Annotated in this window: 13 protein-coding genes; all 13 read left to right on the top strand. The window is 42.4% G+C overall.

The annotated features are described in order from the left end of the window. Positions 1-12 precede the first annotated feature (12 nt). The 13 genes from IRQ78_RS18815 (at position 13) to IRQ78_RS18755 (ending at position 12,430) form a co-directional block, all read left to right on the top strand. Positions 13-798 (top strand): ParA family protein, encoded by a 786-nt coding sequence (locus IRQ78_RS18815; RefSeq protein ID WP_054554803.1) that lies wholly within the window; start codon positions 13-15, stop codon positions 796-798. A 20-nt stretch (positions 799-818) separates the two neighbouring features. Continuing rightward, complete coding sequence (locus tag IRQ78_RS18810; RefSeq protein ID WP_194442913.1) at positions 819-1,730, top strand: ParB/RepB/Spo0J family partition protein; 912 nt, start codon at positions 819-821, stop codon at positions 1,728-1,730. A gap of 159 nt (positions 1,731-1,889) precedes the next feature. Continuing rightward, a complete protein-coding gene (locus IRQ78_RS18805) occupies positions 1,890-2,270 on the top strand; it encodes an ATP synthase subunit I (RefSeq protein WP_054554805.1) in 381 nt (126 codons plus the stop codon). A 15-nt stretch (positions 2,271-2,285) separates the two neighbouring features. Next, positions 2,286-3,143: a F0F1 ATP synthase subunit A gene (atpB, locus tag IRQ78_RS18800; RefSeq protein WP_054554806.1), complete on the top strand. Its 858-nt coding sequence runs from the start codon at positions 2,286-2,288 to the stop codon at positions 3,141-3,143. Between the two features lie 56 nt (positions 3,144-3,199). After that, positions 3,200-3,433 carry a F0F1 ATP synthase subunit C gene (gene atpE / locus IRQ78_RS18795; RefSeq protein ID WP_010561330.1) on the top strand — a complete coding sequence of 78 codons (234 nt, stop codon included), beginning with the start codon at positions 3,200-3,202 and terminating at the stop codon, positions 3,431-3,433. Positions 3,434-3,475: 42 nt separating this feature from the next. Then, entirely contained in the window at positions 3,476-3,946 is a 471-nt protein-coding gene (gene atpF, locus IRQ78_RS18790) for a F0F1 ATP synthase subunit B (RefSeq protein ID WP_054554807.1), read from the top strand. A gap of 16 nt (positions 3,947-3,962) precedes the next feature. Further along, positions 3,963-4,496 (top strand): F0F1 ATP synthase subunit delta, encoded by a 534-nt coding sequence (gene atpH, locus IRQ78_RS18785; protein ID WP_194442912.1) that lies wholly within the window; start codon positions 3,963-3,965, stop codon positions 4,494-4,496. Between the two features lie 14 nt (positions 4,497-4,510). Continuing rightward, positions 4,511-6,052, top strand: a complete 1,542-nt coding sequence (gene atpA / locus IRQ78_RS18780; RefSeq protein ID WP_054554809.1) for a F0F1 ATP synthase subunit alpha — start codon at positions 4,511-4,513, stop codon at positions 6,050-6,052. 59 nt (positions 6,053-6,111) lie between these two features. After that, on the top strand, positions 6,112-6,972 hold the full coding sequence (gene atpG / locus IRQ78_RS18775) for a F0F1 ATP synthase subunit gamma (protein WP_054554810.1): 861 nt from the start codon (positions 6,112-6,114) through the stop codon (positions 6,970-6,972). Positions 6,973-7,004: 32 nt separating this feature from the next. Further along, the gene (gene atpD / locus IRQ78_RS18770; RefSeq protein ID WP_054554811.1) at positions 7,005-8,390 is read left to right on the top strand and encodes a F0F1 ATP synthase subunit beta; all 1,386 of its coding nucleotides are present in this window, start codon (positions 7,005-7,007) and stop codon (positions 8,388-8,390) included. Positions 8,391-8,403: 13 nt separating this feature from the next. Beyond that, positions 8,404-8,826, top strand: a complete 423-nt coding sequence (locus IRQ78_RS18765) for a F0F1 ATP synthase subunit epsilon (RefSeq protein WP_054554812.1) — start codon at positions 8,404-8,406, stop codon at positions 8,824-8,826. Between the two features lie 272 nt (positions 8,827-9,098). After that, positions 9,099-10,457 (top strand): bifunctional UDP-N-acetylglucosamine diphosphorylase/glucosamine-1-phosphate N-acetyltransferase GlmU, encoded by a 1,359-nt coding sequence (gene glmU, locus IRQ78_RS18760; RefSeq protein ID WP_194442911.1) that lies wholly within the window; start codon positions 9,099-9,101, stop codon positions 10,455-10,457. Positions 10,458-10,600: 143 nt separating this feature from the next. Beyond that, on the top strand, positions 10,601-12,430 hold the full coding sequence (locus IRQ78_RS18755) for a choice-of-anchor I family protein (protein ID WP_194442910.1): 1,830 nt from the start codon (positions 10,601-10,603) through the stop codon (positions 12,428-12,430). Positions 12,431-12,769 lie beyond the last annotated feature (339 nt).

Here is a 12,769-nt window from a genome sequence, read left to right as displayed (position 1 = left end):
GATCAGAGCACTGTGGCAAAAGTCATCGCATTAGCAAACCAAAAAGGTGGTGTTGGTAAAACGACCACCGCTGTGAACCTCGCGGCATCGATGGCCGCGACGAAGCGTAAAGTGTTATTAATCGATCTTGATCCGCAAGGAAACGCTACCATGGGTAGTGGTGTCGATAAATACGGTGATGTTGCGACTATTTACGATTTATTGATTGAAGAAACACCAATCGATGAAGTGATCAATAAAGAAACCTCAGGTGAGTATCACTTAATTGCTGCTAATGGCGATGTGACTGCCGCTGAAGTTAAACTAATGGAATTGTTTGCGCGTGAAGTGCGTTTACGTAATGCGCTTGAACAAATTCAAGACCAATACGATTTCATTTTTATCGACTGCCCGCCTTCACTTAACATGCTTACTGTTAATGCCATGGCTGCCGCAGATTCGATTTTAGTTCCGATGCAATGTGAGTATTATGCCCTTGAAGGTTTAACGGCATTAATGGATACCATTACGCAGCTATCTAAGCTAGTAAATCCAGCGTTAACAATTGAAGGGATTTTGCGCACCATGTATGATCCGCGCAATCGCCTTGCAAATGATGTATCAGAACAACTCAAACAACATTTTGGCGATAAAGTATATCGTACCGTTATCCCACGTAATGTCCGTTTAGCAGAAGCGCCGAGTTTTGGTGCCCCTGCCATGTATTATGACCGTGCATCAAGTGGTGCTAAAGCTTACTTAGCCCTAGCCGGCGAAATGTTACGTAGAAAAGAGAAAACATCTTCAGCAGTAGCCTAACTTCGAGGTAAAAAAATAACATGTCTGCTAAAAAACGCGGTTTAGGCCGAGGACTCGACGCTTTATTAAGTTCATCAAAACCTGCCCCAAGTGCAAATAATCAGCAACAAGCGACAGCAACACCAGAGCAAGTCTATGAAGTAGTTGCAGAGCAAAGCAAAGGTGAGCTGCAAAAATTAGCGATTGAGTTTTTACAATCGGGTAAATATCAACCGCGTAAAGACATGTCTGAAGAAGCGCTAGAAGAGTTAGCCAGCTCAATTCGTGCTCAAGGCATCATTCAGCCAATTGTTGTGCGCCAAATTGGTGCAGACAAATATGAAATTATTGCTGGTGAACGTCGTTGGCGTGCTGCTCAACTTGCAAAATTAGATGCTGTTCCATGTATCATCAAAGATGTACCAGATGAAGCAGCCGTTGCGATCGCATTGATTGAAAATATCCAACGTGAAGACCTAAACGCGATGGAAGAAGCGATTGCATTGAATCGTTTACTTAACGAATTTGAACTCACTCATCAACAAGTCGCCGAAGCAGTTGGTAAATCGCGTACGACTGTGACTAATTTACTACGTCTAAATAACCTTAACGAAGATGTTAAAATCTTGTTAGAACATGGCGACATCGAAATGGGTCATGCACGTTGTTTATTGGCACTTGAAGGCGAAGCGCAGTCAGATGCTGCTAGATTAGCCGTTGCTAAAGCGTTGACTGTTCGTGAAACTGAGAAATTAGTTCGCTCTATTTTAGAACCTGCTCCGAAAAAAGAAGTGCAAGAAAAAGATCCGGATGTCAAACAGTTAGAACAAAAACTTGCTGAAAATTTAGGCGCCAAAGTAGAAATAAACTACAATAAAAAAGGCAAAGGCAAACTGGTTATCTCTTATACAACTCTTGATGAGTTGGATGGCATTTTAAGCCGTATAAATTAAGACTATTCCCGTCATTAATTAATAACATGTCCAAAAAGAGACATTTGTGGTGTTTTTGCACTACAAAGGGTCGACTCAAGTTGCAAAACTGGTAGGAATCAGTATAATTTCGCCAGTTTTCATACCCTGACAATTTAACGTTCTAAAGGTTAACAAAACGTGACTAATAGGTTAGCAAGGCCGTATAGGCTTGCCGCATTTAAATTAATTTGTCTTCAGGGTATCGTAGCATTAATCGCTGCAGTAATTGTTTTTATAGGTTGGGGAGTCAATGCCGGCCAGTCAGCGCTTGCTGGCGGAGCTGTTGCACTACTCCCTAATTTTGTATTTGCTGTCTATGCATTCCGTTATATGGGTGCAAGTCGAGTAAATCAAGTGTATGCCTCGCTAAAGCGCGGCAACGGATTAAAATTTATGCTAACAATCGTTTTGTTTGCACTGATACTGAAGTCTTATACGGTCGTTTTATTACCGTTTTTCTGTGTTTATGTATTGGTGTTATTTAGCGGATTGTTTGCGCCCGTTTTTTTTAATCATTAACTTTTGGGATATAACATGGCTGCAGAAGAAGTAACTCTATCAAGCCATATTCAGCACCACTTAACTAACGCTAAGATGTGCTCGACCGACGCTGGTCTTGCCTTCAACAAAGCGTGTGCAGACAGTGGTTTCTGGACATGGAATATAGATACCCTCGCATGGTCAATCGGTCTAGGTCTTGTATTTTTATGGATCTTCCGTAGTGCCGCTAAGAAAGCAAATACCGGTGTACCTGGTAAATTTCAGTGTTTCATTGAAATGATCGTTGAGTTCGTTGGCGACAACGTACGTGACACATACCACGGTAAAAGCGCATTAATCGCTCCATTAGCTCTAACGATTTTCGTTTGGGTGTTCTTAATGAACTTAATGGACTTGATTCCGGTTGATTTCCTACCTGCATTCGCTGGCTTCGTTGGCGAGCAAGCATTTGGTATGGATTCTCACGATGTTTACATGAAGATTGTACCTACAACAGACATCAACATGACTGCTGCACTTGCTATTGGTGTATTCATTCTGATGATCGGTTACGCAATCAAAATCAAAGGGATTGGCGGATTCTTAGCTGAATTAACCCTTCACCCGTTTAGCTCTAATAACAAGCTAGCGATGGTGTTCTTAATCCCATGTAACTTATTACTAGAAACAATCGCTTTAGTTGCTAAGCCGTTCTCGTTAGCACTGCGTTTATTCGGTAACTTATATGCTGGTGAGTTGATTTTCATCTTGATCGGCGCAGTTGGTTTAATGCAACTACCGTTGCACTTTATTTGGGCTGTATTCCACATCTTAGTAATCGTACTGCAAGCATTCGTATTCATGATGCTTACAATCGTATACCTAAGCATGGCAAGCTCAGATAATCACTAATTTTTTACACTTTTAAATTTTAACTTTAATTTACAATTGAAACTTTGGAGAAAAAAATGGAACTAATGATTGGTCTTAAGTACATCGCTGTTGCTCTACTTATCGGCTTCGGTGCAATCGGTACTGCTATCGGCTTCGGTAACATGGGTGGTAAATTCCTAGAAGCTTGTGCTCGTCAACCTGAACTTGCACCTTCATTACAAGTTAAGATGTTCATCCTTGCTGGTCTAATCGATGCCGTAGCTATGATCGGTGTTGGTATCGCAATGGTATTGTTGTTCGTACTTTAATATTATTTTTTGAACAGCTTACTATTTTAAGGAGGAGCGGTCGTGAACTTAACAGCCACTCTTATCGGTGAATTAATTGCATTTACGGTTTTCGTACTTTTCTGTATGAAATACGTATGGCCACCACTAAATGGTGCAATTGAAGCTCGCCAGAAGAAAATCGAAGATGGTTTAGCTGCCTCTGATAGAGCCGAAAAAGACTTAGAACTTGCGCAAAAGAAAGCTGCTGAGCAGCTTAAAGAGGCAAAAGCTCAAGCGGCTGATATCATTGAACAAGCTAAAAAGCGTGCCACGCTAATCGTTGACGAAGAAACTGTTCGTGGTCAACAAGAGCGTGAAAAAATTATTGCTCAAGGGCACTCTGAAATCGAAGCAGAGCGTAACCGTGTAACAGAAGAACTACGTAAACAAGTAGCGACGCTGGCAGTGGTTGGTGCTGAGAAGATTTTAGAGCGCGAAATCAATCAAGCCGCACACAGTGACATCGTTGAAAAACTTGTCGCTGAGCTGTAATTAGGAGGGTATGAGCATGTCTGAATTGGCTACTATCGCTCGCCCATACGCTAAAGCGGCTTTTGAACTTGCCGTTGAAAAAGGCACTGTTGAAAGTTGGAACGACATGCTGTTCTTTGCTGGCCATGTTGCCAGCAACGAGCAAGCCGCTGCCGCGCTAGCTGGATTGCCTACTGCTACTGAACAAGCAGATCTGTTTATCAAGATCTGTGCAGAGCAGCTCAACGAACAAGGTCAGAACCTAATCAAGGTGATGGCTGAAAATGGACGTTTAGTTGCACTGCCTGCTGTTGCTGAGTTATTCGCTGAATTTAAAGCGGACTACGACCAAGAAATCGACGTTGACGTGATTTCTGCAACACCGCTTGCTGCTGAGCAGCAAGCAACATTGGTAGCGGCACTTGAAAAACGTTTCGCACGCAAAGTTAAGCTGAATTGTAGTGAAGATACTACAGTTGTTGGCGGTCTTATCATTAAGGCGGGTGACACTGTAATCGACGGCTCAGTACGTGGCAAATTAGCCCGCTTAGCTACATCACTACAATCGTAATTGGGAAAAAGAGCATGCAACTTAATTCCACTGAAATTTCAGATCTGATCAAACAACGTATTGAGCAGTTCGAAGTTGTAAGTGAAGCTCGTAACGAAGGTACTATCGTATCTGTTACTGACGGTATCATCCGCATCCACGGTCTTGCTGACTGTATGCAAGGTGAGATGATCGAGCTTCCTGGCAACCGTTATGCTATCGCACTAAACCTTGAGCGTGACTCAGTAGGTGCTGTAGTAATGGGTCCTTACGCTGACCTTAAAGAAGGCGTAAAAGTTAAATCAACTGGTCGTATCCTAGAGGTTCCTGTTGGTCGTGGTCTACTTGGTCGTGTTGTTAACACACTAGGTGCACCTATCGACGGTAAAGGCGCTTTAGATAACGACGGTTTTGAACCTGTTGAGAAAATCGCACCAGGCGTTATCGAACGTCAATCAGTAGATGAGCCAGTACAAACTGGTTATAAATCTATCGATGCGATGATCCCAGTAGGTCGTGGTCAACGTGAGCTTGTGATCGGTGACCGCCAAACTGGTAAAACTGCATTAGCAATCGATGCTATCATCAACCAAAAAGGTACAGGCGTTAAGTGTGTGTACGTTGCAGTTGGTCAAAAAGCATCTACTATCGCTAACGTAGTACGTAAGTTAGAAGAGCACGGTGCATTAGAAAACACGATTGTTGTTGTTGCATCAGCTTCTGAATCTGCGGCACTTCAGTACCTAGCACCATTCTCTGGTTGTACTATGGGTGAATACTTCCGTGACCGTGGTGAAGACGCGCTAATCGTATATGATGATTTATCTAAGCAAGCTGTTGCTTACCGTCAAATCTCATTACTACTTAAGCGTCCACCAGGCCGTGAAGCATACCCAGGTGACGTATTCTACCTTCACTCACGTCTTCTAGAGCGTGCATCACGTGTAAACGCTGATTACGTTGAGAAGTTCACTAATGGTGAAGTGAAAGGTAAAACAGGTTCATTGACGGCATTGCCAATCATTGAAACTCAAGGCGGCGACGTTTCTGCGTTCGTACCGACAAACGTTATCTCTATCACCGATGGTCAGATCTTCTTAGAAACTGACTTATTCAACTCAGGTATCCGTCCAGCTGTTAACGCTGGTATCTCGGTATCTCGTGTTGGTGGTGCAGCGCAAACTAAAATCGTTAAGAAACTAGGTGGTGGTATCCGTCTAGCGTTAGCTCAGTACCGTGAATTAGCTGCGTTCTCGCAGTTCGCGTCTGACCTTGACGATGCAACACGTGCTCAATTAGAGCATGGTGAGCGCGTAACAGAGCTAATGAAGCAGAAACAGTACGCACCAATGTCTGTTGCTGAAATGTCTCTGTCGCTATTTGCTGCTGAAAAAGGCTACCTAAAAGACATCGAAATCGCGAAAATCATGGATTTCGAAGCTGGCCTAATTTCTTATGCAAACAGCACATACGCAGAGCTAATGGCTCAAATCAATGAAACTGGTAACTACAACGCTGAGATTGAAGCTCAACTTAAAGAACTTCTAGAGAAGTTCAAGTCGACGCAAACTTGGTAATTTAGTTATGAATGGTGAGCTTTAGGCAACTAAAGCCCACCTGATTCGGAGAGAGAGTCATGGCCAGCGGAAAAGAGATTAAAAGCAAGATCGGGAGTATCAAGAATACTCAAAAGATCACCAGCGCAATGGAAATGGTTGCTGCGTCTAAAATGAAAAAAGCGCAGGAACGTGTGGCGTCAAGCCGTCCATACGCTGAAAACTTACGCCAAGTGATTGGTCGTGTTGCTCAAGCAAATCTTGATTTTACTCACCCTTTCTTAGAAGAGCGTGAAGTAAAACGAGTTGGTTATATTGTTATCTCTACTGACCGTGGTCTATGTGGTGGCTTGAACTCAAACGAGTTCAAAAAAGTTGCCCTAGATGTTAAAGCGTGGAAAGAAAAAGGCGTTGAAGCTGAATTTACTACTTTAGGTAGCAAAGCAGCTGGCTTTTTCCAACGTTTTGGCGGTAAGTTAGTCGCTAAAAAAGCGAACTTAGGAGATACACCTTCACTACAAGACGTTATTGGTCCTGTAAAGACAATGCTAGATGCATACTCTGAAGGTAAAATTGACCGCTTATACGTAGTATTTAACAAGTTCGTTAATACTATGAAGCAAGAGCCAACAATCGATCAGTTACTCCCTTTGCCAAAAGCTGAAGAAGAAGTATCTCAACATTCTTGGGATTACTTATATGAGCCAAACCCAGAAGCAATTTTAGAAGCTCTGTTAGTACGCTTTATTGAGTCTCAAGTATACCAAGGTGTAGTTGAGAACGCTGCCTCTGAACAGGCTGCCCGTATGGTTGCAATGAAAGCTGCAACTGATAACGCAGGCGACCTTATGGATGAGTTACAGCTTGTTTATAACAAGGCTCGTCAAGCTGCAATCACACAAGAAATTAGTGAGATTGTTGGCGGTTCGGCAGCAGTTTAACGCTTCGGCAAAGTTTAATGAGAGGAATAGACATGAGTTTAGGTAAGGTCGTCCAAATTATCGGCGCCGTTGTGGATATCGAATTTCCACAAGACAACGTGCCAGCCGTATATGACGCACTAAAAGTAACAGATGGCGACTTAGCTGGTTTAACTTTAGAAGTTCAACAACAGCTAGGTGGCGGTGTGGTACGTGGTATCGCACTTGGTACTACTGACGGTTTACGTCGTGGTACTGCAGTAGAAGGTACAGGTCAGCCAATCCACGTTCCAGTAGGTACGAAGACACTAGGTCGTATCATGGACGTATTAGGTAACCCTATTGATGAAGCTGGTCCAATTGGTGAAGAAGAGCGTATGTCTATTCACCGTGCAGCACCTTCTTATGAAGAACAATCAAGTTCAGTAGAACTTTTAGAGACTGGTATCAAGGTAATCGACCTTGTATGTCCATTCGCTAAAGGTGGTAAAGTTGGTCTATTCGGTGGTGCCGGTGTTGGTAAAACCGTAAACATGATGGAACTTATCCGTAACATCGCAATCGAGCACAGCGGTTACTCAGTATTCGCAGGTGTTGGTGAGCGTACTCGTGAGGGTAATGACTTCTACCATGAGATGAACGACTCAAACGTACTAGATAAAGTATCTCTAGTATACGGTCAAATGAATGAGCCACCGGGTAACCGTTTACGCGTAGCGTTAACTGGTCTTACTATGGCAGAGAAGTTCCGTGACGAAGGTCGTGACGTACTTTTCTTCGTTGATAACATCTACCGTTATACTCTAGCGGGTACAGAGGTATCAGCACTTCTAGGTCGTATGCCTTCAGCAGTAGGTTACCAACCAACTCTTGCTGAAGAAATGGGTGTACTTCAAGAGCGTATCGCATCTACTAAGACGGGTTCAATCACTTCAATCCAAGCGGTATACGTACCTGCGGATGACTTAACTGACCCATCTCCAGCAACAACGTTTGCTCACTTAGATGCAACAGTAGTACTTTCTCGTGATATCGCTTCACTTGGTATCTACCCTGCGGTAGACCCACTTGATTCATCTTCACGTCAACTTGACCCACTAGTAATCGGTCAAGAGCACTACGATACAGCGCGTGGTGTTCAAACAGTTCTTCAACGTTATAAAGAACTTAAAGACATCATCGCAATCCTAGGTATGGACGAGCTTTCTGACGAAGATAAGCAAGTTGTATCTCGTGCACGTAAAATCCAGCGTTTCCTATCTCAGCCGTTCTTCGTTGCTGAAGTATTCACAGGCGCGCCTGGTAAATACGTGTCACTTAAAGACACAATTGCTGGCTTCAAAGGTATCTTAAACGGTGAGTTTGATGATATGCCAGAGCAAGCGTTCTACATGGTTGGCTCTATTGAAGAAGCTCAAGAAAAAGCCAAAAGCATGTAATTAGGAGGGTAGTATGGCGGCTATGACTGTACATCTTGACGTAGTAAGCGCAGAAGAGAGCTTGTTCTCTGGTCTGGTTGAATCGATTCAAGTGAGTGGTAGTGAAGGTGACCTTGGTGTTAACTATGGTCACGCTCCATTATTAACTGCCCTAAAACCTGGTATGGTACGTTTAGTTAAGCAATTTGGTCACGAAGACGTGATGTATATTGCTGGCGGCACGCTAGAAGTTCAACCGGATCGCATCACGATTCTTGCAGATACTGCAGTACGTGGTGAAGACCTAGACGAGCAAGCGGCTGAAAAAGCTAAACGTGATGCTGAAGAGCAAATGGCGAATACGTCAACTGCTGAGTTAGATTATCAACAAGCTGCAGTGCAACTTGCTGAAGCAATCGCTCAACTTCGCGTAATTCAACAATTACGTAAAAAGTAAGCCTACTCGGTTTTCGAAAAGCCCACTTAACGTGGGCTTTTTTGTGCCTAAAATTCACCGTTTAGCACCCTACTTTATATTTATACTTATATCCTTCATCAAAGCTCGCTACAATAGTGTAAATTAATAGTGAATAGCTGTTTCATTCAAGGTTCAGTCCAACACATTAGGATTGCGTATTTACACATGATGTGACTTACACAACTTTGTATGTTTTCCAGAACTCACAAAATATTGCACACCTAAAACAAAGAAAGAAGGATATTGTTTTAATGTCTCTGACTACCGTTATTCTTGCTGCGGGTAAAGGCACCCGTATGCGCTCTGCTCTACCTAAGGTATTACACAAAGTTGCTGGCAAACCTATGGTTCAGCACGTTATTGATAATGCCACTGCCCTTGGCGCTCGTGAAACAAATCTTGTTTATGGTCATGGCCGTGATCAGCTTCAAGAAGCCCTATCGCACAACCAAGTAAACTGGGTATTACAAGAAGAACAACTCGGTACGGGTCATGCTGTTGCTGTTGCTAAAGAACACATTGCCGATGATGACACCGTATTAATTCTTTATGGTGATGTGCCACTAACAAAACGCGCGACCTTAGAAAAGCTACTTGCTGCGACTCCAGAAAAAGGCTTAGCAGTATTAACGGTTACCTTAGATGACCCATCAGGTTATGGCCGAATGATCCGTGAAAATGGCAAGCTAGTAGGTATTATCGAACAAAAAGATGCTTCACCTGAGCAACTTGCGATTAAAGAAATCAATACCGGTATTATGGCTGCTAATGGTGCGCTACTCAAACGTTGGTTAGGTAACCTATCTAACAATAACGCCCAAGGTGAATACTACCTAACAGACATTGTTGCTATGGCACACAGTGAAGGGGTTGAAATTACTTCTGCACAGCCTGAGCATCCGATGGAAGTTGAAGGTGCTAATAATCGCGTACAACTTTCAGCGCTTGAACGTGCATACCAAGCATGGCAAGCAGAAGAGCTAATGCTAAACGGCGCAACACTTGCTGATCCTGCTCGTATTGATGTACGTGGTGAAGTAACGACTGGCGAAGACGTACTGATCGACGTTAATGTTATTTTCGAAGGTAAAGTAACTCTGGGTAATAACGTACAAATTGGCCCAAATTGCGTACTTAAAGATTGTACTATCGGCGATAACGTTGTTATTAAAGCTAACTCACTTGTTGAAGAAGCCAGTGTTGCTGCTAAATGTACTTTAGGTCCTTATGCCCGCCTTCGCCCTGGTGCGATTATGGAAGAAGACTCGCACATTGGTAACTTCGTTGAGATGAAAAAGACTCGCTTAGGTAAAGGCTCAAAAGCAAACCACCTAACCTACTTAGGCGACACTGAAGTTGGCGAAAAAGTTAATATTGGCGCAGGGACTATTACTTGTAACTATGATGGCGTAAATAAATCAAAAACCATTATTGGAGATAACGCCTTTATCGGTTCTAATTCATCACTGGTGGCCCCTGTTAATATTGGCTCAATGGCAACGATTGGCGCAGGTTCTGTTATCACTAATACTGTTGAAGATGATCAGCTTGCAGTCGCTCGTGGTAAACAACGTAACCTTACTGGTTGGAAGCGCCCAACTAAAAAGTAATGAGCTACCCTACTAATTTATAAATAAAAAGCGAGTTTATACTCGCTTTTTTTATGACTAAATTTTGTTCTCATAAAAGTGCCATATAGTTGTAATGCCTGCGTGTTGTAATTGCCTCAATACAACTCCAAGGAAAAATAATAATGTTAAAAAGATCAATTATTGCGCTATCACTTTTAACCATTCTTTCTGGCTGCTCATTAGACGGTGACGACGGCAAAGACGGCCTACAAGGTGAGCAAGGTCCTGCAGGTCAAAATGGAACTGATGGAGTAAATGGCACCGATGGTACAAACGGAAATGACGGAGCAAATGGTACAGATGCAAACGCTGCTTTAACTATAAATCTTATCGGCCGTGCAGTGCTGAACGCAGAAAGCCCTGAAGGTGCTGCGGAAATTGTTGCTTACCAAGCATCTAAACAACGAATATTTGCTATCAATAGTTCCGGTGATTCTGCGGTCGTTAATATCATGAAAGCCGATAGCTTTGACCGTGCAGCTTTAGTTAAAGATAACGAAGGGGTTATAAACGGCACTAATTTAACCTCAGAGATTACCCTTGCACTTAATGAGCACAGTGTGGGTGATGCGAACAGTATCGCGATTGATGCTAATAATGAACTTTTAGCCGTTGCAATGGCAGCTAGTAATACCGGTGATGCAGGTTTAATCGCATTTTATGATATTAGTGGCGACGAGCCTCAGTTTATTAAAAATGTATCTGTAGGCGCCCTGCCCGACATGGTTACTTTTAGCCATGATGGCAATAAAGTACTGGTTGCAAATGAAGGTGAACCTAATGGTGACTATAGCATTGACCCTGAAGGCTCTATCAGCATTATTAATATTAATGATGGTGTAATTGCAGATACTGCTATTAGCATTACTTTTTCGGCTTATAACGACAAACAAGCAGAGCTTGAAGAACTTGGGATTGTATTTGCTAACCCGACAGGTCGAACAATCAACGGTAACTTGATTAATACAACCGTAGCAATGGATTTAGAACCTGAATACATCAGCGTTTCGAAAGACAATAAGTTTGCCTACGTCTCACTACAAGAAAATAACGCCCTTGCTATCGTCAATCTTGAAGATAATAGCCTCGAGCTTAAAGGATTAGGTTTTAAAGATTGGTCTAATTTACTTTTTGATGCATCTGATAAAGACGGTGGCGTTAACTTTAAATCGTACCCTGGCCTCTATGGCATGTATCAACCAGATACGATTTCAAGCTTTAGCTGGAAAGGTGCTAACTTTATTGTCACAGCGAACGAAGGTGATGCACGAGAATACTTCTTTGATACAACCGACGAAGCTGATTGTTTAGCAAAAGGTGGTCTAGATTACGATGAAGATGATGGTTGTTTATCATATATAGATGAAACTAGAGCTAAAGACTTAACACTGGCAAGCAATTTTGATTACCTGAACAATGACAACAGTGATATTGGCCGTTTAAAAGTGACCACTGTTAAAGGTGATGAAGATAATAATGGCGAATATGAATCACTCTATGCATATGGTGCCCGCTCTTTTACTATCTGGGATAGTAACGGCATGGTGGTTTTTGACTCGGGCGATCAAATCTCACGTATTACTGCATCAGTTCACGGAGCAGCATTCAATAATAACGAAGATGAAAATGACGGTGATAGTCGCTCTGATGACAAAGGTGCAGAACCAGAAGCGTTAGCACTGGGTACGATTGGCGAACGTACATTTGCATTTATCGGGTTAGAGCGTATGGGTGGCATTATGGTGTTTGATATTACTAATCCATACAATGTGACATTCCAAGATTACTTTTTTAATCGTGGCCTAGAAGCTGATGCAGATATAACAGGTGATCTTGCTCCTGAAGGTATGACATTTATACCTGCAGAACAAAGTGCAACGAATGAAGCATTGCTAGTTGTTGGTAATGAAATTTCGGGTTCAATCGCTGTTTGGGAAATTTCTACTAACTAATCCGCCTTATAAAAATAAAAAGCGACATAGCTAATTTAATGTATGTCGCTTGTTCTATGCCATTTTATCCTCACAAAAATGACTGCTTTTTGAGCTAAAACCTCTCTGTAGCCCTTTATTTGTATGGTTATTGTACTAATTCGAAAATAATCAAAAAAACCTTCAAAAAGTGCTTGCGTTAATTCTTCGCATCCCTATAATGCGCATCCACTGACACGGCGGGCAGCAATGAAAAGCGCTGAACAAAGTGACACAGAGTTAAGTAAAACTTCGGTTTAAAACGGTCTAAAAAGAAAGTTTAAAATTAAGTGTTGACTCGAAAAATTAAGGATGTATTAT

It is taken from the genome of Pseudoalteromonas simplex (assembly GCF_015278155.1).
GTDB lineage: Bacteria > Pseudomonadota > Gammaproteobacteria > Enterobacterales > Alteromonadaceae > Pseudoalteromonas > Pseudoalteromonas simplex.
Note: the sequence above shows the minus strand (reverse complement) of the source record. Positions and strands in the feature narration are given on the sequence as shown.

Coding starts and splice junctions, on each gene's coding strand:
- IRQ78_RS18810 (WP_194442913.1), top strand. CDS start 819: ATGTCTGCTAAAAAACGCGGTTTAGGCCGAGGACTCGACGCTTTATTA.
- atpB (WP_054554806.1), top strand. CDS start 2,286: ATGGCTGCAGAAGAAGTAACTCTATCAAGCCATATTCAGCACCACTTA.
- atpE (WP_010561330.1), top strand. CDS start 3,200: ATGGAACTAATGATTGGTCTTAAGTACATCGCTGTTGCTCTACTTATC.
- atpH (WP_194442912.1), top strand. CDS start 3,963: ATGTCTGAATTGGCTACTATCGCTCGCCCATACGCTAAAGCGGCTTTT.
- atpA (WP_054554809.1), top strand. CDS start 4,511: ATGCAACTTAATTCCACTGAAATTTCAGATCTGATCAAACAACGTATT.
- atpG (WP_054554810.1), top strand. CDS start 6,112: ATGGCCAGCGGAAAAGAGATTAAAAGCAAGATCGGGAGTATCAAGAAT.
- atpD (WP_054554811.1), top strand. CDS start 7,005: ATGAGTTTAGGTAAGGTCGTCCAAATTATCGGCGCCGTTGTGGATATC.
- IRQ78_RS18765 (WP_054554812.1), top strand. CDS start 8,404: ATGGCGGCTATGACTGTACATCTTGACGTAGTAAGCGCAGAAGAGAGC.
- glmU (WP_194442911.1), top strand. CDS start 9,099: ATGTCTCTGACTACCGTTATTCTTGCTGCGGGTAAAGGCACCCGTATG.
- IRQ78_RS18755 (WP_194442910.1), top strand. CDS start 10,601: ATGTTAAAAAGATCAATTATTGCGCTATCACTTTTAACCATTCTTTCT.